This window comes from Streptomyces echinoruber, from assembly GCF_014651135.1.
Classification (GTDB): Bacteria; Actinomycetota; Actinomycetes; order Streptomycetales; family Streptomycetaceae; genus Streptomyces; species Streptomyces echinoruber.
The window spans coordinates 181,798-203,585 of record NZ_BMWH01000007.1; the positions used below are offsets into that span (position 1 = coordinate 181,798).

At 73.7% G+C, this 21,788-nt stretch carries 22 protein-coding genes and 1 tRNA gene; 13 read left to right on the forward strand and 10 right to left on the reverse strand.

The window, feature by feature from the left end; translation table 11 throughout:
* Position 1 precedes the first annotated feature (1 nt).
* From IE225_RS12420 to IE225_RS12470, 11 genes are all read left to right on the forward strand, one after another.
* Positions 2-1,357, forward strand: a complete 1,356-nt coding sequence (locus IE225_RS12420) for an FtsK/SpoIIIE domain-containing protein (protein WP_190057496.1) — start codon at positions 2-4, stop codon at positions 1,355-1,357.
* Between the two features lie 24 nt (positions 1,358-1,381).
* Positions 1,382-2,074 carry a DUF2637 domain-containing protein gene (locus tag IE225_RS12425; protein WP_190057497.1) on the forward strand — a complete coding sequence of 231 codons (693 nt, stop codon included), beginning with the start codon at positions 1,382-1,384 and terminating at the stop codon, positions 2,072-2,074.
* 20 nt (positions 2,075-2,094) lie between these two features.
* Positions 2,095-2,289, forward strand: a complete 195-nt coding sequence (locus IE225_RS12430; protein WP_190057498.1) for a hypothetical protein — start codon at positions 2,095-2,097, stop codon at positions 2,287-2,289.
* A 1-nt stretch (position 2,290) separates the two neighbouring features.
* The gene (locus IE225_RS12435; RefSeq protein WP_190057499.1) at positions 2,291-2,482 is read left to right on the forward strand and encodes a mobile element transfer protein; all 192 of its coding nucleotides are present in this window, start codon (positions 2,291-2,293) and stop codon (positions 2,480-2,482) included.
* Between the two features lie 10 nt (positions 2,483-2,492).
* Positions 2,493-2,648: a hypothetical protein gene (locus IE225_RS12440; protein ID WP_190057500.1), complete on the forward strand. Its 156-nt coding sequence runs from the start codon at positions 2,493-2,495 to the stop codon at positions 2,646-2,648.
* A gap of 12 nt (positions 2,649-2,660) precedes the next feature.
* On the forward strand, positions 2,661-2,963 hold the full coding sequence (locus IE225_RS12445) for a SpdD-like protein (protein WP_190057501.1): 303 nt from the start codon (positions 2,661-2,663) through the stop codon (positions 2,961-2,963).
* Positions 2,964-3,059: 96 nt separating this feature from the next.
* The gene (locus IE225_RS12450) at positions 3,060-3,611 is read left to right on the forward strand and encodes a GGDEF domain-containing protein (RefSeq protein ID WP_190057502.1); all 552 of its coding nucleotides are present in this window, start codon (positions 3,060-3,062) and stop codon (positions 3,609-3,611) included.
* An 85-nt stretch (positions 3,612-3,696) separates the two neighbouring features.
* Positions 3,697-3,882: a hypothetical protein gene (locus IE225_RS12455; protein ID WP_190057503.1), complete on the forward strand. Its 186-nt coding sequence runs from the start codon at positions 3,697-3,699 to the stop codon at positions 3,880-3,882.
* Complete coding sequence (locus tag IE225_RS12460) at positions 3,857-5,341, forward strand: replication initiator (RefSeq protein WP_373303176.1); 1,485 nt, start codon at positions 3,857-3,859, stop codon at positions 5,339-5,341. Before IE225_RS12455 ends, IE225_RS12460 begins: the two co-directional genes overlap by 26 nt.
* Complete coding sequence (locus IE225_RS12465) at positions 5,338-5,526, forward strand: helix-turn-helix domain-containing protein (RefSeq protein ID WP_190057505.1); 189 nt, start codon at positions 5,338-5,340, stop codon at positions 5,524-5,526. The genes IE225_RS12460 and IE225_RS12465 overlap by 4 nt, the downstream gene beginning before the upstream one ends.
* Positions 5,526-6,692, forward strand: a complete 1,167-nt coding sequence (locus IE225_RS12470; protein WP_190057506.1) for a site-specific integrase — start codon at positions 5,526-5,528, stop codon at positions 6,690-6,692. Before IE225_RS12465 ends, IE225_RS12470 begins: the two co-directional genes overlap by 1 nt.
* 77 nt (positions 6,693-6,769) lie before the next feature.
* Here the strand turns inward: IE225_RS12470 and IE225_RS12475 are convergent.
* From IE225_RS12475 to IE225_RS12495, 5 genes are all read right to left on the reverse strand, one after another.
* Positions 6,770-6,843 (reverse strand) — tRNA-Pro (locus IE225_RS12475).
* Between the two features lie 33 nt (positions 6,844-6,876).
* A complete protein-coding gene (locus tag IE225_RS12480) occupies positions 6,877-7,665 on the reverse strand; it encodes a Pr6Pr family membrane protein (protein WP_190057507.1) in 789 nt (262 codons plus the stop codon).
* A 278-nt stretch (positions 7,666-7,943) separates the two neighbouring features.
* Entirely contained in the window at positions 7,944-8,870 is a 927-nt protein-coding gene (locus tag IE225_RS12485; RefSeq protein WP_190057508.1) for a metallophosphoesterase, read from the reverse strand.
* Between the two features lie 188 nt (positions 8,871-9,058).
* Positions 9,059-9,844 (reverse strand): TIGR03943 family putative permease subunit, encoded by a 786-nt coding sequence (locus IE225_RS12490; RefSeq protein WP_190057509.1) that lies wholly within the window; start codon positions 9,842-9,844, stop codon positions 9,059-9,061.
* Positions 9,841-10,998, reverse strand: a complete 1,158-nt coding sequence (locus tag IE225_RS12495; RefSeq protein ID WP_373303178.1) for a permease — start codon at positions 10,996-10,998, stop codon at positions 9,841-9,843. Before IE225_RS12495 ends, IE225_RS12490 begins: the two co-directional genes overlap by 4 nt.
* 197 nt (positions 10,999-11,195) lie before the next feature.
* Between IE225_RS12495 and IE225_RS12500 the strand changes: the two genes are divergently transcribed.
* The gene (locus IE225_RS12500; RefSeq protein WP_190057546.1) at positions 11,196-13,214 is read left to right on the forward strand and encodes an NAD-binding protein; all 2,019 of its coding nucleotides are present in this window, start codon (positions 11,196-11,198) and stop codon (positions 13,212-13,214) included.
* 298 nt (positions 13,215-13,512) lie between these two features.
* Here IE225_RS12500 and IE225_RS12505 read toward each other — a convergent pair whose 3' ends face one another.
* Positions 13,513-15,378, reverse strand: coding sequence for a S9 family peptidase (locus IE225_RS12505; RefSeq protein WP_190057511.1), 1,866 nt, complete (start codon positions 15,376-15,378; stop codon positions 13,513-13,515).
* A 159-nt stretch (positions 15,379-15,537) separates the two neighbouring features.
* Between IE225_RS12505 and IE225_RS12510 the strand changes: the two genes are divergently transcribed.
* Positions 15,538-16,470: an SURF1 family protein gene (locus tag IE225_RS12510; RefSeq protein ID WP_190057512.1), complete on the forward strand. Its 933-nt coding sequence runs from the start codon at positions 15,538-15,540 to the stop codon at positions 16,468-16,470.
* A gap of 104 nt (positions 16,471-16,574) precedes the next feature.
* On the opposite strand, the gene IE225_RS12515 is transcribed toward IE225_RS12510, so the two are convergent.
* From IE225_RS12515 to IE225_RS12530, 4 genes are all read right to left on the reverse strand, one after another.
* Entirely contained in the window at positions 16,575-18,029 is a 1,455-nt protein-coding gene (locus IE225_RS12515; RefSeq protein ID WP_229879479.1) for a hypothetical protein, read from the reverse strand.
* A complete protein-coding gene (locus IE225_RS12520; protein ID WP_190057547.1) occupies positions 18,026-18,601 on the reverse strand; it encodes a SigE family RNA polymerase sigma factor in 576 nt (191 codons plus the stop codon). The genes IE225_RS12515 and IE225_RS12520 overlap by 4 nt, the downstream gene beginning before the upstream one ends.
* Before the next feature lie 644 nt (positions 18,602-19,245).
* The gene (locus IE225_RS12525; protein ID WP_190057513.1) at positions 19,246-20,334 is read right to left on the reverse strand and encodes an aspartate-semialdehyde dehydrogenase; all 1,089 of its coding nucleotides are present in this window, start codon (positions 20,332-20,334) and stop codon (positions 19,246-19,248) included.
* Between the two features lie 108 nt (positions 20,335-20,442).
* Positions 20,443-21,720: an aspartate kinase gene (locus IE225_RS12530; protein ID WP_190057514.1), complete on the reverse strand. Its 1,278-nt coding sequence runs from the start codon at positions 21,718-21,720 to the stop codon at positions 20,443-20,445.
* Positions 21,721-21,788 lie beyond the last annotated feature (68 nt).

Below are 21,788 nucleotides of genomic sequence, written 5' to 3' on the forward strand. Positions count from 1 at the left end.
CGTGACCGGCTTCACCGTCGCGCTGCTGCTGGTCGCCGTCACCGCTGGTCTTCTGCGGTGGCGGCGCCCCGCCTGGTACTGGCTGACCTTCGGGGTCACCCTCGCCGTGCTGCGGGTCGCCGTCCGCTACCGCTCGGTGATGGACGCCTGCGGGCTGACGGTCCCGCCGTCCCGCTGGCGGCTGGCCCTGGCACGGGCCGCGAACCGACCCGTCCCCGGCCCGCGGGCTCCGCGCATCCTGCGGTTGCGCCCTACCCGCACCGGCCTGGTCCTGCGGCTTGGCCTGCGGCCCGGACAGGACGCCTTCGACGTGGCAGCCTCGTGCGACCGCCTGCGGCACTCCTTCGGCATGTACGGCGTGACCTCGCGTGAGCTGCGCTCGGGCGTCGTCGAGCTGCGAATGACCGGCTACGACGTACTCAAGCGGGTGCAGATGCCGGCCAAGCTGGAGCGCACACCGACGCGCGTTCCCGTCGCCCTGCGGGAGGACGGCGCGGTGCACTACCGCGACTACCGCACCGTCCCGCACGCGCTGACCCTGGGCGCGACGAAGTCAGGCAAGTCCGTCTACCAGCGCAACCTGGTCACCGAGCTGGCCGCCCAGCCGGTCGCCCTGGTCGGTATCGACTGCAAGCAGGGCGTCGAGCTGTACCCGCTGGCCCGCCGCTTCTCCGCCCTGGCGGACAACGCGGACACCGCCGCCGAACTCCTCGACGCCCTGGTGTCCCGCATGGAGGCCGTCTACCAGCTCATCCGCGCCGAGCAGCGCATCACCGCCGACGTGCCGGACGCGGAGATCGCCGCCGACATCTGGGACCTGCCCGAGCACCTGCGCCCGGTCCCGATCGTGCTCCTCGTCGACGAGGTCGCCGAACTCGCCCTGTTCAACACCAGGGAAGAGGAGAAGCGCCGGGACCGGATCATCACCGCTCTCGCGCGTCTCGCCCAGCTCGGCCGCGCCGCCGGCATCTACCTGGAGATCTGCGGGCAGCGCTTCGGCTCCGAACTCGGCAAGGGCATCACCATGCTCCGCGCCCAGCTCACCGGCCGCACCGCCCACCGCGTCAACGACGAATCCAGCGCGAACATGGCCTTCGGCGACATCGCCCCGGACGCCGTCCTCGCCGCCATCCAGATATCACCCGACACCCCCGGCGTCGCCGTGGCCGGTGACTCCACCGGCGGGTGGTCCCGCATCCGTGCCCCGCACACCTCGCTGCGCAAGGCCGTCGACGCCTGCAACCGGCACGCCGAGCTGACCCCGGAACTGCCCGAACTCGCGGCCTTCCGGCCGGTCCTGCCGTCCTTGGCCCCGGTCCCCGAACCAGCCACCGAAACCGCCCCCGCCGTGGCCTGACCCAGACCAGAAAGGAGACCGACGATGCGTGCCGCACTCCGGGTCGACGCCGTGCTCGTACAGGCCGTGATCGCCGGTGCCCTGTCCTTCGCCCACCTGCATGACCTGGCCGCCGCTGCCGGACAGGACGGGTGGAAGGCGTGGGCCTACCCGATCAGCGTCGACCTGCTCCTCGTCGCCGCCTGGCGACGGCTGCGGGCGCTGCGTCCGTCCGGCCAACCGGTCAGGGCCGCGTGGTTCTGGTTCGCCGTCGCGCTGGCCGCGTCCCTCGGCGCGAACGTCGCTACCGCCGGCCTTCTCGACCTCGGCTCCGTACCCGCCTGGCTGCGCATCCTCGTCGCCGGGTGGCCCGCCCTCGCCTTCCTCGGCGGCACCCTCCTCGTCCACCTCCCCGCTCAGGCGGAGGAACCGCAGGAAACCGCGGCTGCCGAACCGGCTGAGGCGGCCGACCCCGAGCACGATCCCGCTGCCGACCCGGAACCCGAACCCGCGTCCGAGCCGGAGCCGGAAGCGGTCAAAGCTCCGGAACCTGCCCAAGCGCTGCCCGTGTCCCCGCCCGCTTCCATCCCGGTTCCGGCCGCGCTGGTCGACCACGCCCGCAAGGTCGCTGCCGACCACCGCACCCGCACCGGATCACCGATCGACACCGACACGCTGCGCGTCCGCCTCGGCGTGCCGCCCCAGCTCGCCGACGCCATCGCCGCCCAACTCGCCTGACGCGGAAGGAAACCGTCGCCATGACGCGTGACCCGGCCGACCTGACCGCCGCCGACTACCTCGACGGCGCCCGCGAGATGGCCGCCGCCCACCGGCCCTACCTCGCCCACCTGCTCGCCGAGGAAGCCGCCCGGCGCACCTCCGATGCGGCCACCGCCGCCGCCATCCGCGCCCGCTTCCCCGACCCGGCCACGACCCGACAGGAGACCGACTGACATGCCCGCCCGCGACTTCTTCCACTCCGTGATGCGGATCGGCCCGGTGCAGATCGGCACCCACCGCGACCGCCACGGCCAGACCAAGCACGCCGCGGTGTGCACCAACGACGGCTGCGGCTGGTCCGCCGACTACTCCAGCACCTCCGCCGCCCAGCTCGCCGCCCGCACCCACCGCTGCAAGGTCCGCTAGGAGGCCACCCATGCAGGTCCCGCTCTGGCTCGCCCTGCTCGTCGTCGGCTACCTCGGCGTCAAGCTCATCCGCCCGCCCGCCTGGCTCATCGCCGTCCTGCTGCTCGGCGGCTTCCTCCTCGCCGACAGCGTCCTGGCCCCCGCCATCGACAGCCTCCTCAAGTAAGGGAGTCCGCTGATGCTCCGCCCCAAGCTCCCCACCATGCCCCTCCCGGCCCGGCCCGGCTCGCCGCCCACCGCCGCCGAGCCGACCACCATCGAGCAGCACCCGCCGACCCCGGCCCCGGCACCGTCCCGGCCCACCATCCAGCTCACCCCCGGCACCGCGCTCGCCCTCGTCGGCGGCGGCACCGCCGTGGTCCTGGTCGTCGGCGCCGTCCTGGTCTCCATGCTCCTGGCCGTCGCCGTCACCGCCGCCTCGGTCGCCGTCTGCGCCCTGGTCGTCCGCTCGCTCGTCAACACCGACGCCAAGCGTCGCTGACCGGTCCCGGAGGCGGACGCACAAGCCGCCAAGCACGCCGCCGCCTTCCGGGACCGCGTACCGCCAGCCAACCGCCATCGCCAAGGAGAAACACCTATGGACCCGCACATAGCCGCGGCTCTGGTGCCGTTACTGGGCTGGGCCGTGCACGGGAGCGTCCTCACCCGCCGTCTGGCCTCCGCCCGCCGCGACCCGCTCACCGGCCTGCACACCCGCGCCGGATGGACCGCCCGCGCCGAGCACTGCATCCGCCGGCACCCGGCCGCGGCCGTCCTCCTGGTCGACCTCGACCACTTCAAGGCCCTCAACGACACCCACGGCCACGCCGCCGGGGACGCCGCCCTGGTCGCCACCGCCGACCGGCTCCGTACCTGGTGCGGCCGGAACGGCACCGCCGGGCGCCTGGGCGGGGATGAGTTCGTGGCCGTCGTCCGCGACCTGGCCGCCGCCGACCTGGACGCGCTCACCGCCGCACTGCACCGGCCGCTGCCCTACGCCGGGACGTCGCTGCCGCTGGCCGCCTCGGTCGGCGTCTGCCGCGTCGCCGAGCTGCCGACGCCGTGCCTGACCGACGCGCTCGCCGCCGCCGACGCGGCCATGTACGCGGCCAAGGGCCGTGGCCGCCGGGGCTCCCGCGCCTCTGGCTGACCGGCCGCCGGGTGGCGCACAAGCCGCCAAGCACGCCGCCACCCGGGGCCGTTCCTTCCAACCGCAATCGAAAGGAACCACCATCATGGCCCAGCACACCTCGCCCGCGCCGCGGATCTGCCCGGCCTGCGACGGCTTCGCCTCCGTCGCCGTCACCCTCGGCGGCCGCGATGCCCGCGGCCACCTGCGCACCATCACCGCCCACTGCCCGGCCTGCCACGGCATTGGCACCGCCCCCGCCCGCCGTGACCGGGAGGGCGCCCGTGCCTGACCTGCTTGATGCGGCCACCCTCGGCGATGTGCTGAGGGTGGCCGCGGCCTCCGACTACCACCGGTGGGAGGACCAGATCCGCCGCACCGGCGGCTGCGCCGACCCCATCCACCTGCGCGGCTGGGTGGTCCACAAGGACAAGACCACCGGCGAGATGCTGCACCACTACTCCACCCAGACCGAGCCGGGCGGGCGGCTGCGCGTGGCCTGCGGCAACCGCCGTGCCTCCCGCTGCCCGGCCTGCGCCTGGACCTACGCAGGCGACACCTACCACCTCATCCGCGTCGGCCTGGCCGGAGACGAGGACAAGGACATCCCCACCACCGTCCGCGACCACCCCCGCGTCTTCGCCACCCTCACCGCCCCCTCCTTCGGCCCGGTCCACAACCGGCCCGACCGCGGCGTCTGCCGCTGCGGCACCCGCCACCGCGCCGACGATCCCGCCCTCGGCACCGCCCTGGACCCGGCGACGTACGACTACGCGGGCGCGGTGCTGTTCAACAACCACGCCGGAGAGCTGTGGATGCGCTTCACCAACCGGCTCCGCCGCGAGATCGCCGCCCGCGCCGGCCTCACCCAGCGACAGCTCAAGGAGTGCGCGCGGCTGTCGTACGGCAAGGTCGCTGAGTTCCAAAAGCGCGGCGCCGTGCACTTCCACGCGGTCATCCGCCTCGACGGCCCCGACGGCCCGGACACCCCGCCGCCGTCCTGGGCGACGGTCGACCTGCTCACCGACGCCATCCGCGCCGCCGCCGCACACCGGTACAGCAGCGTCACCGTGCCCGCCGCCGGAGACCAACCCGCCCGCACCTTCCAGTGGGGCCGACAGCTCGACGTCCGGCCGGTGCGGGCCTTCGGCGACGGCTCACAGATCACCGAGCAGGCGGTGGCCTCCTACGTGGCCAAGTACGCCACCAAGGCGGCCGAGACCACCGGCACCCCGGACACGGCCGTCTACTGCCGCTCGTGCCGGGGAACGGGCCGCTCCCGCCGCTACGACCGCGCCGACTCGGCCCTCGGCCGGTGCACCCCCTGCCGCGGCACCGGCCTGGGCGAAGACCTCGCCCGGCTGGACGTCCCCGAGCACGCCCGGCGCCTCATGGCCGCCTGCGTCCAACTGCAGCCGCTCTACCCCGACCGCCACCTCGCCCGCTGGGCGCACATGCTCGGCTTCCGCGGCCACTTCTCCTCCAAGTCCCGCCGCTACTCCACCACCCTGGGCGCCCTGCGCCAGGCGCGCGCCGACTACCGCGCCGCCCAGGAACGCGCCGCCCTCGGCCTGGACGACGCCGAGCCCGACACCGTCCTGGTCCTGGCCGACTGGCAGTACGCCGGCCACGGCCACACCCCCGGCGAGTCCGTCCTCGCCGCCACCATCGCCCGCAACCTGCACCGCAACCGCGAAACCGCCCGCGAAGCCCTACAGGACCAACTCAGTCAGGAAGGAGCCGCCGCATGACCACCGCCACCCCCGAACTGCTGACCGTCCCCGAGGTCATGGCGCGGCTCAGGCTCGGCCGCTCCACGGTCTACGACCTGATCCGCTCCCGTCGGCTGGTCTCCATCACCGTCGGCCGCTCCCGCCGCATACCCGCCGACGCCCTGCGCGACTTCATCAACCGCGAGCTCGAGGAGGCCGCCTGATGGCCAAGCGACGCAGCCGAGGCGACGGCGGCCTTCACTGGGACGACAAGCGTCAACGCTGGATCGCAACGGCGAGCCTGGGCTACGACCCGACCGGCAAGAGGATCGTGAAGCGGGCCAGCGGCAAGACCAAGACGGCCGCCAAGGAGAAGTTGAAGGAGGTTCTGCGGGATTACGAGGACGGACTCGCCATCGCGCCGACCGGCTACACCGTCGCTGATGCCGTGAACGACTGGCTGGCGTACGGCCTGGCGGGTCGTGATCCGAGCACGGTAGAGAACTGCACGAACCTGTGCCGAACGCATGTCATCCCGGCTCTCGGTGCTCGCAAGCTGCGGGACCTGAGTGCCGAAGACGTCGACCGCTGGCTGGCCACCAAGGCCAAGACCCTTAGCACGCGCACCCTCCAGGCGATCCACTCCTGCCTGAACCGCTCAGTCAAGCGCGCTATGGCGCGGGACAAGGTGAAGCGCAATGTGGTCGAACTGTGTTCGGTACCCCAAGGCCAGCCGGGACGTCCGTCCAAGGCCCTTACCCTCGCCCAGGCCGAGGCGGTACTCAAAGCGGCCGAAGGGACGTCGATGCACGCGTACATCGTTGTCGCTCTGCTGACCGGAGCGCGTACCGAGGAGCTGCGGGCGCTCACTTGGGATCACGTCTTCCTCAAGGGCAAGCCTGACGCCGATCCGCCGCAGCCTCCGCACATCGCCGTGTGGCGCTCGGTCCGGCGCGACGGGGACACAAAGACCCGGAAGTCCCGGCGCACGCTCGCTTTGCCGGCGCGGTGCGTGGAGGTCCTTTGGCAGCACTTCGAGGAACAGGGCTGGGACCGGCTCGCCGCTGGTGACAAGTGGGAGGAACACGGTCTCGTCTTCTCGTCCGCCGTGGGCAAGCCGCTCGACGCGACCAACGTGCGGCGCGCCTTCCGCCAGGCGCTCAAGAACGCCGAAGGGATCAATGCCGACGAGTGGACACCTCGGGAGCTCCGGCACAGCTTCGTGTCCCTGCTCTCTGACCGTGGCGTCCCGCTGGAGGAGATCTCCCGGCTCGTCGGCCACTCCGGAACGGCTGTGACCGAGGAGGTCTACCGCAAGCAGATCCGCCCCGTGATCCAGACTGGTGCCGTGGTCATGGACGGCATCTTCAAGCGGGGTCCGGAGCGGTAGTCACGCAGATAGACACGCAGACGAAACAGGTGAGGCACCTACTGAATTCAGTAGGTGCCTCACCTGGTGTTTCTCTGTCGGGGTGGCGGGATTTGAACCCACGACCTCTTCGTCCCGAACGAAGCGCGCTGCCAAGCTGCGCTACACCCCGGTGTCGCTGCTCGTCGCGGCGACGACGTTTACTTTAGCCCACCGGCGGCTGGAGACGAAATCCGGTTTTGCGGCGGCGGCGGACGGGGTTGGGGCGGGCGTGATCGAGGGCGATGAGGAGGAGGGCGAGGGCGTAGAAGGAGAGGCCGAGGAGGAGGGCGTTGCCCAGGACGTGGCGGTAGCCGTGCCGGGCGACGTCGAGGAAGGGGTAGAGGTAGCGGCCGGGCTTGCCCGGGGGGATGAGTTCGCCGCGGGTGAGGGTGAAGGCCAGGTAGGCCAGGGGGTAGAGGAGCCACGGCGTGGCCTGGCGCAGGTGGAGGCGGCCGGGGGTGGTCAGGAGGAGCCACTCCAGGAGGGCGGCCGCGGGGACGAGTGTGTAGAGGGTGACGTTCGCCGCGTGGTGGAGGAGGGGCGGGGTGGCGGGGGTGGGGGTGATCGCGAACGGAGGGGTGGTGCGGGTCAGGAGCAGGTGGTGGACCAGCGCCGTGATCGTGACGTAGAGGAGCGCGGCGCCGGTCACTCCGGACGGCAGGGGGCGGCGGGCCGTTCTGGCGCGGCGGGCCGAGAGGACCTGGACCGCGGCCAGCAGGAGGGTGCTCTGGACGGCGAAGTGGCTCAGCACGCGGAGGACCGACGGGCCGGAGAGCACTTCGACCGCGACCGCCCCGGCCGCCATGAGGGCGATCAGCAGGCGAACGGCGGCGGCCAGGGGGCGGCGGGTCACGGGGACCACGGCCGCGGCGGGGACGGGGGCATGCGGCAGGGAGGGCATGCCCGGGAGGGCGGGGAGGTCCGGGATGTCCCTGGGTATCGGGGCAGTCATGTCCTCACGCTAGGAAAGCGGGAGGAAACGGGCGATGCGGGTGGGCTGTGTGGGTGAGGGCGGATGGGGGCGGGTGAGGGCGGATGAGGGTGGGTGGGGATCGGTGGGTTCGGAGGGGCCCGGGTGGGGATCGGTGAATCCGGGTGTGCCCTGGTGGGGGTTGAGTGGGGCCGGTGGGGTGGAGGGGGCGAGTGGGGTGGGTGGTCTGAGCAGAGGCAGGGGCAGGGACAGGGGCAGGGGCAGGCCCGGGTGTCGGGGCCGGGCCTGCGGCCGGCTGTTCAGTCCCGTTCCACCAGCGTCAGCAGCGTCGCCTCCGGTGGGCAGGCGAAGCGGACGGGGGTGTAGCGGTTGGTGCCGCAGCCCGCGGAGACGTGGAGGTAGGCGGTGCGGCCGTCCGCCGTGTGGGTGGAGAGGCCCTTCACGCGGTCGGTGTCGAGGTCGCAGTTGGTGACGAGGGCGCCGTAGAAGGGGATGCAGAGCTGGCCGCCGTGGGTGTGGCCGGCCAGGATCAGGGGGTAGCCGTCCGCGGTGAAGGCGTCCAGGGCGCGCAGGTACGGGGCGTGGACGACGCCCATCGAGAAGTCGGCGGACCCGGACGGGCCGCCGGCCACCCGGTCGTAGCGGTCGCGCTTGATGTGCGGGTCGTCCAGGCCGGTCAGCTCGACCGACACGCCGTCGACCTTCAGTGTGCCGCGGGTGTTGGTGAGGTTGAGCCAGCCGGCGGAGTCGAAGCCGTCGCGCAGTTCCTCCCACGGGTTGTGGACGGCGCCGACGACGGGCGGGTTGCCGTTGAGGCCGTGGCGGCCCTGGACCTTCTCGACGAGGTAGCGGGCGGGGTTGCGCAGTTTGGGGCCGTAGTAGTCGTTGGAGCCGAAGACGTACGCGCCCGGGAACTCCATCAGCGGGCCCAGGGCGTCCAGCGTCTCCGGCACGCCCTCGGGGTCGGACAGGTTGTCACCGGTGTTGATGACGAAGTCGGGGCGCAGGCCCGCGAGCGAGCGCAGCCAGCGCTGCTTCTTGCGCTGGCCGCTGACCATGTGGATGTCGGAGACCTGGAGGATGCGCAGCGGGCGCATGCCGGCGGGCAGGACGGGGACGGTGACCCGCCGCAGCCGGAAGGAGCGGACCTCGAAGCCCGCCGAGTAGAGGAGACCGGCGGCCGCCACCGCCGTGATGCCCAGGGGTACTCCGTATCGCGCACGCATGGGCCCATCGTGTCAGGCCCGGGGGCGGGTGCGGTAATTGGCCGTCCGGTGCGCGATGTTGCGATCCCCCGCGTCGAGTGGGGTTCCGTGGAGGCGGTGGCGGCGAGGTCCTCCTCCCGGATCTCGCCGGTGGTCGGCTGTCACGGCATGCCGGCTCCGCATGCCGGCTCCGTCCGCCCGCGGTGTGTTCAGGTGTTCCAGGTCTCGTCGTACGGGTCGTGCGGCGTCGGGACCGGGTGGGCGCCGGTCACCCGCAGGTAGGGGATCGGGCGGTGGTTGACGGGGTCGGTGGTGCGCCGCGAGGTGTAGGTGCCGGTGACCGCGAGCCAGGTGTCCGGCTGCAGGATCGGCGGCACGTGGCCGGTCAGGGCGATCTTGACGGGCTGGGCGTCGGCGGCGCAGCAGGTCAGGGCCATGCGGACCAGGTAGGGGCGGCCCCGGGCGTCCAGGGCGACGAAGCCGGTGACGGTGAGGGGGCGGCCGGTGAGGGAACGGCCGTGGTCGTAGACGGCGCGGGTGGCGTAGTCGACGACCGTGAGGTGCAGGGGGGTGCGGCCGGGCGGCAGGGGCGTGGTGCCGTACGGCTGCTGCAGGGCCGTGCCCGTGCGCATCGCCGAGTAGGAGCCGAGGGCGGGCGGGGCGACGAGGATCAGGGCGAGGAGGGGGAGGACGAGGAGCCAGGAGATGCCGGGCTCGTGGTGCGGGTGTGGGTGCGGGGACGGCTGCGGGTGTGGGTGTGGGGACGGTTGTGGGTGCGGGTGCGGGTGTGGGTCGGGGGTTTTTCCGCGGGTCTGCTTGCGTTCGTACCAGAGGGTCGCCGCGGCCGTGGCGATCAGGACCGCGCCGGAGGCCAGCAGGAGGGGTTGCAGGCCGGGTTTGACGTAGCGGAGGTAGAGGTCGGTGGTGCCGGCGTGCAGCAGGGCGGCGCCGGTGAGGAAGAGGAGCGCGGCCTGGGCGTGGCGGTTGAGGGTCACAGCAGCACCGCCCCGGTCAGCAGGGACACCAGAACCGCCAGGACGAACGTGGCGGGCGCGAAGCGCAGGGCGAAGCCGCGGCCGAAGGTGCCGGCCTGCATCGCGAACAGCTTGAGGTCGATCATCGGGCCCACGACGAGGAACGCCAGCCGCGCCGTGAGCGAGAACTGGGACAGCGACGCCGCCACGAACGCGTCCGCCTCCGAGCAGATCGACAGCACCACGGCGAGGACGGCCAGGGCGAGGACGGCGAGGAACGGATGGGCGGCCGCCCGCTCCAGCCAGCTCGCCGGCGCGACCGCCTTCAGCGTCGCCGCCGCCATGGCGCCCAGTACCAGGAAACCGCCGGCGTGCATCACGTCGTGCCGTACCGAGCCCCAGAAGGCGGCCCCCTTTCCCTCGCCGTGGTGGACGGCGCGGTCCGCGGGGCGCAGCCAGTCGGGGCGGCCCAGCCGCTGCCACAGCCAGCCCATCGCGCACGCCACCAGCAGGCTCGCCACCAGCCGGGCCACGACCATCCGCGGGTCGCGGGGGAAGGCGACCGCCGTGGCCGTGAGCACGATCGGGTTGATGGCGGGCGCCGAGAGGAGGAAGGCCAGGGCCGCGGCGGGCGTCACGCCCCGGCGGACCAGGGCGCCGGCCACCGGGACCGACGCGCACTCGCAGCCGGGCAGGACAGCCCCCGCCGCGCCGGCGACCGGGACCGCCAGCGCGGGGTGGCGGGGCAGGGCGCGCGCGAAGAACGACGGCGGCACGAACACGGCGATCGCCGCCGACAGCAGCACGCCCAGCACCAGGAACGGCAGCGCCTGCACCACCACCGCCGTGAACACCGTCATCCAGGTCTGCATCACCGGCGCGCCCAGTGCCCGGCGGAGCGGGCCCTGGGCGACGACGGCCAGCAGGAGCACCACCGTGAGGAGGAGAGAGGAGGTGAGCGGGGCCCGCTGCTCCGGGTCGGGTGGCTCGGACGCGGAGGAAGGCGGCGCGGGCGCCGGAGGTACGGGCGCCGGAGGTACGGGCGACTGAGGTACGGACGCCGGAGGTACGGACGACTGGGGTACGGGCGCGGGCGGTGCGGACGTCGGAGGTGCGGAGGCGGGCGGCGCGGTGCCGTCGGCCCGCTCCGGCGGGGCTGTGTGGGCGGTGGACACGGTGCGGTACCTCCGGTGCGGCAGGGCGCTGGCTTCCCTCCCCTCCCCTACGGGCGGCCGGGTCCCGGTGTTCAGCCGGGGTGCCGTCCGGGGCGCGGGCGGCGGGAACCGGTCGTCGGCGGTGTGATGTCCTTCAGCACGTGGGGAGCGTTCCGTATCAGAGCGGGCCGGGCGGGCCGGGCGGCGGCGTGTCGCACATGATCGTGTGCGGCGACGACGGGCTCGCGCACCGGCTGGCGGCCGAACTGCGCGGCGTGTACGGGGAGCAGGTGACGCTCGTCGTGCCGCCGGCGCAGCGCTCGGTGCGACCGCCGGTCGTCGGACGCGCCCGGGCGGCGTCCGCGGCGCTGCTGGACCGGATGGTCGGCGTCGCCGTGAACCGCGGCGGCGGCAGCGCCGGGAACGGGGGCGGCGGCAACGGCGCCTCGCTCTCCGGCGCCGACCGGGTGGTGGAGGCCGCCGAGGCCACCGAGGCCGTGCTCGCCGAGGCGGGGGTGCAGCGGGCCGCCGCGCTGGCGCTGGTGTACGAGGACGACGAGACCAACATCCGCGCCGCCCTCACCGCCCGCCGCCTCAACCCGCGGCTGCGGCTGGTGCTGCGGCTGTACAACCGCCGGCTCGGCCAGCACATCGAGGCCCTCCTCGACCAGGCCGCCGCGCTGGCCACCGGTGACACCGACGCGGCCGCCGACGCCGTGGACAACTCGGTCACCGTGCTGTCCGACGCCGACACCGCCGCGCCCGCGCTGGCCGCCACCGCCGTCGCCGGCACCAGCAAGGTCGTGCAGACCGACGGGCTGCTGCTGCGCGCGGTGGAACGGCCGCCGCCCGCGCCCGGCGAGGTCGCCGACCCCGGGCTGTGCACACTGGCGCTGCTGTCGGCGACCAGCTCCGACCCGGCCGGCGCGGACGGGTCGGAGGGCAGCGGGGAGCACGGGCCGCGGCTGCTGCCCGACGAGGCGGCGATCCGTTCCGCCACCGGGCGCGGCACGGTCGTGCTGGAGCAGGTGTCGTACAGCGCCGGGGTGTCGGGCGGGACCGGGCGCGGGACCGTCGCGGGTGCGCTGCCGTTCGCGTCGCTGTTCTCGCCGCGGCTGCGGTGGTCGCTGGCCGGGCTGGTGGGGTGCGTGCTCGCGCTCGCGGTCGCGCTGTGTCTGGTGACAGGGATGCATCCGCTGCGGGCGCTGTACCTGACGCTGCTGGACCTGTTCGCCATCGACGATCCCGCCCTGGGCGCCTCCACCGGACGGCAGGTGCTCCAACTGCTGTCCGGGCTGGTCGGGTTGCTGCTCCTGCCGGTGCTGCTGGCGGCGGTGCTGGAGGCGCTCGGCACGTTCCGGTCGGTGTCGGCGCTGCGCAAGCCGCCGCGCGGGCTGAGCGGGCACGTGGTGCTGCTGGGGCTGGGCAAGATCGGTACGCGGGTGCTGACGCGGCTGCGGGAGCTGGGGATCCCGGTGGTGTGCGTCGAGGCCGGCCCCGAGGCGCGGGGGCTGGCCACGGCGCGGCGGCTGCGAGTGCCGGTGGTGCTGGGGGACGTGACGCAGGAGGGCGTGCTCGAGGCGGCCAAGATCCACCGCGCGCACGCGCTGCTCGCCGTGACCAGCTCGGACACGACGAACCTGGAGGCCGTGCTGTACGCGCGGAGCGTGCGGCCCGACCTGCGGGTGGTGCTGCGGCTGTACGACGACGACTTCGCGACCGCGGTGTACCGGACGCTGCGGGCGGCGCATCCGCAGGCGCTGACCCGGAGCCGGAGCGTGTCCCATCTCGCGGCTCCCGCGTTCGCCGGGGCGATGTTCGGACGGCAGATCCTCGGGGCGATTCCCGTGGAGCGGCGGGTGCTGCTGTTCGCGGCCGTGCGGGTGGGCGGGCTGCCGCAGCTCGAGGGGAAGACGGTCGGTGAGGCCTTCCGGGCGGGGGCCTGGCGGGTGCTGGCGTTGGACACGGCCGGGACGGGGGCGAGTTCGGGAACGGCGTCGGGGGCGGCGAGGGCCGGGGGCGGGACCGGGAGCAGGGTCGGTGCCGGCGCCGGGACCGGGGCTGCGGGGGCGCGTCGGGAGCAGGTGGAGGGGGGCGTCGGGGCGGACTCGCGGTTGCCGTCCGGGCTGCTGTGGGATCTACCGGACACGTATGTGCTGCGGGCGGAGGACCGGGTGGTGCTGGCGGCCACGCGGCGGGGGCTGGCGGAGTTGCTGGGGCGGCGGACGCGGGCGTAGGCCTGCCGGCCGTCTGCCCGGCGGGGTGGGTTTCCTTGCCGCGCCTGGCAAGGCGACTGGCAAGTGGGCGTGGGCTGCGGCCCGGGGGGTGGGGCGCGCAGCCCGGCGCTGACGGGGTGCCTCCCCCAAGCTCTTCGAGCAGGGGGCACCCCCAGCGCCCACCCGTGCCGCCCTGGGGGTGCCCCCAGGCCGTTCAGGCACTGGGGGAGGCACGAATGCCCGCGGATTACTCGCGCTCTCCGCGCCCGCGTCCCGCCCGCACCCCACCCCGCGTCACGTGCCGCCCGCAGCCCCCGCGTTACGCGTGCTGGCGGTGCGACGGATTTGCGGCGGCTTCCAAGTGCCGTGCGGCGAAGTCCAGTTCCAGGCGGACCTGTTTGATCCGTTCGTCGACGACCAGGGAGCCGTGGCCGGCGTCATAGCGGTAGACCTCGTGGACGGCGCCGCGGGATTCGAGGCGCTTGACGTAGTTCTCGATCTGGCGGATGGGGCAGCGGGGGTCGTTGACGCCGGCGGAGATGAAGACGGGGGCCTTGACCTGGTCGACGTAGGTCAGCGGGGAGGATGCCTCGAAGCGTTCGGGGACCTCCTCCGGGGTGCCGCCCAGCAGCGTGCGGTCCATGGCCTTCAGGGCCTCCATCTCGTCGTGGTAGGCCGTGACGTAGTCGGCGACGGGGACGGCGGCGATGCCGAGGGTCCAGGCGTCGGGCTGGGTGCCGAGGCCGAGGAGGGTGAGGTAGCCGCCCCAGGAGCCGCCGGTGAGGATCAGACGGTCGGGGTCGGCGAGGCCGGAGGCGATCGCCCACTCCCGCACCGCCGCGATGTCCTCCAGCTCGATCAGGCCCACGCGGTGCTTCAGGGCGTCCGTCCAGGCGCGGCCGTAGCCGGTGGAGCCGCGGTAGTTGACGCGGATCACCGCGTAGCCGTGGTCGACCCAGGCGGCCGGGGCGGCGGCGAAGGCGTCGCTGTCGTGCCAGGTGGGGCCGCCGTGGATGTCGAAGACCGTCGGGAACGGGCCCGTGGCGCCGGCGGGCTTCTGGACCAGGGCGTGGATGCGGCCGCCGGGGCCGTCCACCCACACGTCCTCCACGGGGACGGAGCCGGGGCACTTCAGGCCCGGCGGGTCCAGGACGACCCGGCCGGAGGTGGAGCGGACCGCCGGGGGGACGGCGGCCGACGACCACAGGTACTCGACGGTGCCGTCGGGGCGGGCCGTGGCCGCGGACACCGTGCCGCGCGGGGTGGGGATCTCCACCAGCTTGCGGCGGGCCAGGTCGTAGCGGAACAGTTCGCTGCGGGCCTCGAAGCCGTGGACGACGAGCAGGGCGGAGCCGTCCGGGTACCACTCGGCGCTGACGTCGCCGGGCAGTTCGAGGGCCAGGTCGATCTCCTCGCCGGTCGCCACGTCCCACACCATGGGCTCCCACCGGCCGCGCCGCTGGTGGCCCACCAGCAGCCGCGTGTCCCCGGCGACCGGGGCGAAGCCCAGTACCTCCAGGCCGAGTTCCCGCGTGCCGCCCTTGGTGTCGTCCAGTTCGGCGACCGGTGTGCCGTCGGGGCGCAGGACGCGCACGGCCGAGTGCATGGCGTCGCCGTGCTCGGTGTGCTCGATGGCGATGAGCGTGCCGTCGTGGGAAAGGTCGCCGACGCCGGCCGACTCGCGGTGGCGGTAGATCTCCACGGGGGCCTCGCCGGTGCGGGCGAGGTGGATGGTCGTACCGTCCTCGTCGGTGGAGCGGCCCACGACGGCGGTGCGGCCGTCGCGGCCGAGGGCGAGGCCCGCCGGGTAGGAGGGGTCCAGGCCGGGCACGGCGATCTCGTCCTCGCCGCCGTGGAAGTGCTGGCGGCGCCAGACGCCGAACTCGTCGCCGTCCTTGTCGTCGAACCACCAGATCCACTCGCCGTCCGGGGACAGCACGCCGTCCGTCGTGCCGTTCGGCCGGCTGGTCACCTGGCGTTGCTCGCCCGTGGCGCGGTCCCAGGCGTACAGCTCGTACGTCCCCGTCGCGTTGGACACGAACAGGGCCCTGTCCGGTGCGTCCTCCGCCCACTCCGGCAGGGACACCCGGGGCGCCCGGAAGCGCTTCTCCCAGTCCGGCATCTCCCCGTCACGCTGCTGTCCGACCCGCTGGTCCCGCGCACTCGACCCGTTGCTCTCAGTCATGGCCCCATACTGCCCGCACCCGCCGACAATTCGCCGGGGAGGTTCCCGGCCTGTGGATAACTTCCCACCATGTCCTCACCCCGCCCCCGCCGGCACCCGCCCCGCCGGCCGGCGGACCCCGCGGCCCGGCCGCCCCCGTCTCCCCGTACCGTGGAAGGCGTGTACCGGTTTCTGCTGACCCCCCGCTGGTGGGCGATCAACCTGCTCGCGCTGCTCGCCCTCCCCTTCTGCGTGTACATGGGCTCCTGGCAGCTGGGCCGGTTCGAGGACCGGGTGCACGAGCACCGGAGCGCGCACGCGCGGGCCGCCGCGGACCGGCGCCAGGCCCCGCGGCCGCTCGCCGAGCTGCTGCCGGTGACGCAGCGGACCGCCGGCAAGCGGGTCACCGCGACCGGGCAGTACGGCCGGCAGCTCCTCGTGCCCGACCGGGAGCTGGACGGCAGGCGCGGCTTCTACGTGCTGACGCTGCTGCGCACCGACTCCGGCAGGGCGCTGCCGGTCGTGCGGGGCTGGCTGCCGGGGAACCCCGGGGACGGGGGCGCCGCGAAGGCGCCGGCGCCGCCGCACGGGCGGGTCACCGTCACCGGGGCGCTGCAGGCGTCCGAGACGCCCGGGGACAACGGCGTCAGCGCCCGCGGGGGCCTGCCGTCCGGGCAGGTGGCCGCCATCAGCGCGGCCTCCCTCGTCAACCTCGTGCCCTACCGCCTGTACGACGCGTGGGTCACGCTCGAGAAGGCCGACGCCGGCATGAGGACCGTGCCGCCGACGGCCCCCGGGAACACCGGGCTGGACCTGAAGGCGTTCCAGAACCTCGGCTACACCGGCGAGTGGTTCGTCTTCGCCGGGTTCGTGGTGTTCATGTGGTTCCGCCTGGTGCGACGGGAGGCCGAGTTCCGGCGGGACGCGGAGCTGGGGCTGGTGGCCGGGGAGGCCACGGCCGCGCAGACGCCCGCCGGGAGCGCGCGGCCCGCCGAAAGCACCCGGCCCGTCGGAAGCGCGGAATCCTCCGGAAGCGCGGAATCCTCCGAGAGCCCGGACTCCTCCGGGAGCGCGCGGTCCGTCGGCACCGAGGTGCAGGGCGTCGGCAAGTAGCGAGCGCTCCGGACTCCAGGGCCCGGGGAGGGGCCCCGGGCCTGCGCCCGCCTACGGCCTACGACCCCGCTGCCCACGCCCCGGCTGCCCTACGACCCGGCTGCCTACGACCCCGCCAGCACCCCCGTCCAGTACACCGTTCCGGCGCACGCGTTCGGCACGGTGGCCGAGGTGCTCGGGGAGCCGCCCTCGGCCGCGTAGGTGACGAGGACGCTGCCGTCGGCGGTGCCGCCCTCGGTGAGGAGCTGGGTTGTGGCGCCGGTCTCGCCGGTGGTGGCCGTGGCGCCCTCGGTGGCGCCGGTGCTGGGCGTCGGCTCGGGGGTGGAGCCGCCCGTCCCGGAGCCGCCGTCCCCGGAGTCGCCGCCCGTGCCGGAACCGCCTCCCGTGCCGGAGCCGCCGCCCGTGGTGGGGCAGGTCTCGGAGGGCACGAAGGCGAACTTCACCTCGTAGGCCGCGCCGGGCGCCAGGACGAGCTGTGGGACGTAGAGGGAGGGGTCGGGCAGGGAGGCGGCCGCGTCACCGGAGGTGTGGGTGACGACGGTGATCTTCGCCTGGTCGGCGGCTCCCTGGGCGATCGCGCCCACCGCGCCGGGGCCGCCGACGGTGCAGCCGGCGGAGGAGGTGTTCGTCACCCGGAAGGTGCCGTAGACGACGCCGGAGGAGTCGGGGCCGCCGACGGCGGCGGTGGCGGAGCCGAGCTGGGCGGCGGTGCAGGCGCTGGTGGAGGCGCCGGTGCCGGAGGACTGGCCGCTGCTCGCGCCGCCGGCGGCGGTGGAGCCCTTGCCCTTGCCGCCGTTCTTGGTGCCGCCCTTGCCCTTGCCGGGGGTCTTTCCGGGGGCGCCGCCGGTGGCCGACTCGCCTCCGCCGGGGTTCTTGCCCCGGTCGTCGCCGCCCTTGGCCTGGGATGCCTGCCCGGCGATGGAGGGGTTGGCGTCGGAGCCGGTGGAGTGGGAGACGTGGACGAGGGCCGGGACGGCGGTGCCGATGAAGAGGGCGGCGGCCGCCATGCCGACGGCGGCCTGCCGCTTGCGCGCCCGGCGGGCCGGGACCGCGCGCCGCAGGTAATCCAGCGTGCCGTCGCGCGGTTCGAGGTCGTCGACCGCCTGGTGCAGCAGCCTGCGCAGTGCCAGCTCGTCCGATTCGAGCCCGTCGGCGGGGCCCTGGTCGTCGGGGCCGTGGTTCACAGTTCCGTTCCCAGCGTGCGATTGCGTGTGCTCTTGCCCGGTGTACGACTCCCCGTGCGCCTGCCGTCGGCCGGTGGGTTCCCCTACCCCCGGCCCGTCGGCGGGCTCCCCCGGCGCCGGTCGCTCGGCCGCCGGGTCCTCCGACGCCGGCTGCTCGGCCGCCGGATCCTCCGACGCCGGCTGCTCGGCCGCCGGCTGCTCGGCCTCCGGCTCCTCCGTCGCCGGCCGTGCGGGCCCCGGCTCCCCCGGCTCCCCCGGTTTCTCCGGCTTCCCCAGCTTCCCCGGCTCGCGCCACTCGTACGGCTCGTGGCGTTCGTGGCGCTCGGCGCCCGCTTCCTCGGCCGGTCCGCCGGCCGGCCTGCCGTTCTCGCTCATGCCGGCGTCCCCATGGCGACCCGGAGGGCGGCGATGCCGCGGGAGCCGTACGCCTTGACCGAGCCCAGCGATATGCCGAGCGTCTCGGCGACCTGGGCCTCGGTCATGTCGGCGAAGTAGCGCAGCACGAGGACCTCGCGCTGGCGGCGCTGCAGGCCCTTCATCGCCTGGATGAGGGAGTCGCGCTCCATCTGGTCGTAGGCGCCCTCCTCGGCGCTGGCCATGTCCGGCATCGGCTTGGACAGCAGCTTCAGGCCGAGGATGCGGCGGCGCAGCGTGGAGCGGGAGAGGTTGACGACGGTCTGGCGGAGGTAGGCGAGCGTCTTCTCCGGATCGCGGACCCGTTTGCGCGCCGAGTGGACGCGGATGAAGGCCTCCTGGACGACGTCCTCGCAGGAGGCGGTGTCGTCGAGGAGGAGGGCGGCCAGTCCCAGCAGGGAGCGGTAGTGCGCCCGGTAGGTCTCGGTGAGGTGGTCGACGGTGGTGCCCACGGCCGCGGTCTCGTCGGCGCCGTCGCGCTGTTGCGGGATGCGGGCGGGCCGCGCTGCGGGCATGGGCGCGATCACCGGCATGCCGCCGAGCGCGACGGGCGTGCGGGAGCGGAGCGCCGGTCGGGGCGGCCGCAGGGCCGTGCCGCGGGTCGCCACGGAAAAGTCGAGTACCTCTGCCACGCCTGTTGGACGCACGTCCCCCCGTGAGGGTTGTACGCCTCGGGGAGGCTGTTGCGGCGCCCTCCGCGGGAGGGTCTCACGCCGGATGGTGCCGCCGACGACGTTCCCGCGTCAGGCGGCACGAAGGAAAGTGCCAGAAATGCCCTCATGCGTCCCGCTCATCCCCTATGTCAGAAACCACGGGGCGTCCCCACGCCCCGGCCTGCCGTCCCGGCGTCCCCACGCCCGGTCGGCGTCGCGCCCCGGAAAAACGTCCGCAAAGACGCTCCCCGCCCTCCGCGCGGTTGCGGAGGACGGGGAGGGAAATCATCGGACGCCGAAGTGACGCGCATCAAGTGGTCCGGACCACTACCCGGCCCCTGTCATACGCCGATCTTACAAATCCCCTGTCTTTCGGCCATGGTGTTTCCGGAAGTAACACGTGCCCATGGCATCTATCCCACGTGACATCCCCCACCTCCTCACCACTGGGACGCCACCGGAGCACCACCGGAACACCCTCGGGACACCGCCGGGGCACCACCGGGGCACCACCGGAGCCCCGGTCACGCGCCCCGCGCTCCCCCGCCCCCGCCCCGGTCGCCCACCACCAGCTCCGCGATCTGGGTCGCGTTCAGGGCGGCGCCCTTGCGCAGGTTGTCGGCGCAGACGAAGAAGTCCAGGGCGGTCGGGTCGTCCAGGGCGCGGCGGACGCGGCCGACCCAGGCGGGGTCGGTGCCCACGACGTCGGCGGGGGTGGGGAACTCGCCCGCTTCGGGGTCGTCGCAGAGGACGACGCCCGGGGCGGTGGCGAGGATCTCGCGGGCCCTGTCGACGGTGACGTCGTTCTCGAAGCGGGCGTGGACGGTGAGGGCGTGCCCGGTGACGACCGGGACGCGGACGCAGGTCACCGCGACCGGCAGGGCGGGCAGGCCGAGGATCCTGCGGGTCTCGCGGCGCAGCGCGGTCTCCTCCGAGGACCAGCCGTCCCGGTCGGCCGTCCCGGCCCAGGGCACGACGTTCAGCGCGACCGGCTCCGGGAACGGGCCGGTGTCGTCGCCGACCGCCCGGCGCAGGTCGCCGGGGCTGGTGCCCAGTTCGGTGCCGGCGACGAGGGAGAGCTGCCGGCGCAGGGTCCGCACGCCCTCACGGCCGGCGGAGCTGACGGCCTGGTAGGAGGAGAGGACCAGCTCGCGCAGGCCGAACTCGGCGTGCAGCGGGCCGAGGGCGACGATCATGGAGAGCGTCGTGCAGTGCGGGCTGGCGACGATGCCGTGCGGCCGCATCCGCACGGCGTGCGGGTTGACCTCCGGAACGACGAGGGGCACCTCCGGGTCGGTCCGGAACACGCCCGAGGTGTCCACGACCACCGCGCCGGCGGCCGCGGCGAGCGGCGCCCACTGCGCCGCGACCCGGTCGGGCACGGCGAACAGGGCGACGTCGACGCCGGCCAGCGCCGTCTCGTCCAGGGCCACCACCTCGACCTCCTCGCCGCGCACGGCCAGCTTGCGGCCGGCCGAGCGCGGGGAGGCGAGCAGGCGGATCTCGCCCCAGATGTCCGCGTGGTGGGACACGATCTGGAGCACCACCGTGCCGACGGCGCCGGTCGCGCCGACGACCGCGAGCGTCGGGCGCGCGGCCCGCGGCGGTGTCATCGTCGTCCGGCCTTCGCCGTGGTACGGAGCCGTAGCGACCTCATCGCCGCCTCATCGCCGCCTCATTGTCGTACGAACCCTCACGTCGGTACCGGCGCCCGGGCGCCGTCAGCGGCCCGTGCCGCCGTAGACGACGGCCTCGTCGGTCTCGGAGTCGAGGCCGAAGGCGGTGTGCACGGCGCGGACGGCCTCGGGGACGTCGTCGGCGCGGGTGACGACGGAGATGCGGATCTCGGAGGTCGAGATCAGCTCGATGTTCACCCCGGCCTCGGACAGCGCGGTGAAGAAGTCGGCAGTGACGCCCGGGTTGGTCTTCATGCCCGCGCCGACCAGGGAGATCTTGCCGATCTGGTCGTCGTAGCGCAGGGAGTCGAAGCCGATGCGGTCCTTATTCTTCTCCAGCGCGTCGATGGCCTTGCGGCCGTCGGTCTTCGGCAGCGTGAAGGAGATGTCCGTCAGACCGGTGGAGGCGGCGGACACGTTCTGCACGACCATGTCGATGTTGATCTCGGCGTCGGCGATCGTGCGGAAGATCGAGGCGGCCTCGCCCGGCTTGTCCGGCACGCCGACGACCGTGATCTTGGCCTCGGAGGTGTCGTGCGCGACACCGGAGATGATGGCCTGCTCCACCTGCTTGTCCCCTTGCTCGATCGGCTCGCTGCTGACCCACGTGCCCGGAAGACTGCTGAAGGACGAGCGGACGTGGATCGGGATGTTGTAGCGGCGGGCGTACTCCACGCACCGGTGGAGCAGCACCTTGGACCCGGACGAGGCCAGCTCCAGCATGTCCTCGAAGGAGATCCAGTCGATCTTCCGGGCCTTCTTCACCACGCGCGGGTCGGCGGTGAACACGCCGTCGACGTCGGTGTAGATCTCGCACACCTCGGCGTCGAGCGCGGCCGCCAGCGCGACGGCGGTGGTGTCGGAGCCGCCGCGGCCCAGCGTGGTGATGTCCTTCGTGTCCTGGCTGACGCCCTGGAACCCGGCGACGATGGCGATGTTGCCCTCGTCGAGAGCCGTCCGGATGCGGCCCGGCGTGACGTCGATGATCCGGGCTTTGTTGTGGACCGAGTCGGTGATGACACCTGCCTGGCTGCCGGTGAACGACTGGGCCTCGTGGCCCAGGTTTTTGATCGCCATCGCCAGCAGGGCCATGGAGATCCGCTCTCCGGCGGTCAGCAGCATGTCGAGCTCGCGCCCGGCAGGCATGGGGGATACCTGCTCGGCGAGATCGATCAGCTCGTCCGTCGTGTCGCCCATCGCGGAAACCACGGCCACCACCTGGTTGCCGTTCTTCTTCGCTTCCACGATCCGCTTGGCGACGCGCTTGATGCCCTCGGCATCGGCTACGGAGGAGCCTCCGTACTTCTGCACGACAAGGCCCACGTGCGCTCCTCGCTCGGTCCGTTTCTCCGCGCCTGCGCGACGCAGGGCGGTGCGGTCGGTTCAGTCTA

What these genes read in the sequence shown, in the direction of transcription:
- IE225_RS12425 (WP_190057497.1), top strand. Translation starts at nt 1,382, where the DNA reads ATGCGTGCCGCACTCCGGGTCGACGCCGTGCTCGTACAGGCCGTGATC.
- IE225_RS12430 (WP_190057498.1), top strand. Translation starts at nt 2,095, where the DNA reads ATGACGCGTGACCCGGCCGACCTGACCGCCGCCGACTACCTCGACGGC.
- IE225_RS12435 (WP_190057499.1), top strand. Translation starts at nt 2,291, where the DNA reads ATGCCCGCCCGCGACTTCTTCCACTCCGTGATGCGGATCGGCCCGGTG.
- IE225_RS12440 (WP_190057500.1), top strand. Translation starts at nt 2,493, where the DNA reads ATGCAGGTCCCGCTCTGGCTCGCCCTGCTCGTCGTCGGCTACCTCGGC.
- IE225_RS12445 (WP_190057501.1), top strand. Translation starts at nt 2,661, where the DNA reads ATGCTCCGCCCCAAGCTCCCCACCATGCCCCTCCCGGCCCGGCCCGGC.
- IE225_RS12450 (WP_190057502.1), top strand. Translation starts at nt 3,060, where the DNA reads ATGGACCCGCACATAGCCGCGGCTCTGGTGCCGTTACTGGGCTGGGCC.
- IE225_RS12455 (WP_190057503.1), top strand. Translation starts at nt 3,697, where the DNA reads ATGGCCCAGCACACCTCGCCCGCGCCGCGGATCTGCCCGGCCTGCGAC.
- IE225_RS12465 (WP_190057505.1), top strand. Translation starts at nt 5,338, where the DNA reads ATGACCACCGCCACCCCCGAACTGCTGACCGTCCCCGAGGTCATGGCG.
- IE225_RS12470 (WP_190057506.1), top strand. Translation starts at nt 5,526, where the DNA reads ATGGCCAAGCGACGCAGCCGAGGCGACGGCGGCCTTCACTGGGACGAC.
- IE225_RS12480 (WP_190057507.1), bottom strand. Translation starts at nt 7,665, where the DNA reads ATGACTGCCCCGATACCCAGGGACATCCCGGACCTCCCCGCCCTCCCG.
- IE225_RS12485 (WP_190057508.1), bottom strand. Translation starts at nt 8,870, where the DNA reads ATGCGTGCGCGATACGGAGTACCCCTGGGCATCACGGCGGTGGCGGCC.
- IE225_RS12500 (WP_190057546.1), top strand. Translation starts at nt 11,196, where the DNA reads ATGATCGTGTGCGGCGACGACGGGCTCGCGCACCGGCTGGCGGCCGAA.
- IE225_RS12505 (WP_190057511.1), bottom strand. Translation starts at nt 15,378, where the DNA reads ATGACTGAGAGCAACGGGTCGAGTGCGCGGGACCAGCGGGTCGGACAG.
- IE225_RS12515 (WP_229879479.1), bottom strand. Translation starts at nt 18,029, where the DNA reads ATGAGCGAGAACGGCAGGCCGGCCGGCGGACCGGCCGAGGAAGCGGGC.
- IE225_RS12520 (WP_190057547.1), bottom strand. Translation starts at nt 18,601, where the DNA reads ATGCCGGTGATCGCGCCCATGCCCGCAGCGCGGCCCGCCCGCATCCCG.
- IE225_RS12525 (WP_190057513.1), bottom strand. Translation starts at nt 20,334, where the DNA reads ATGACACCGCCGCGGGCCGCGCGCCCGACGCTCGCGGTCGTCGGCGCG.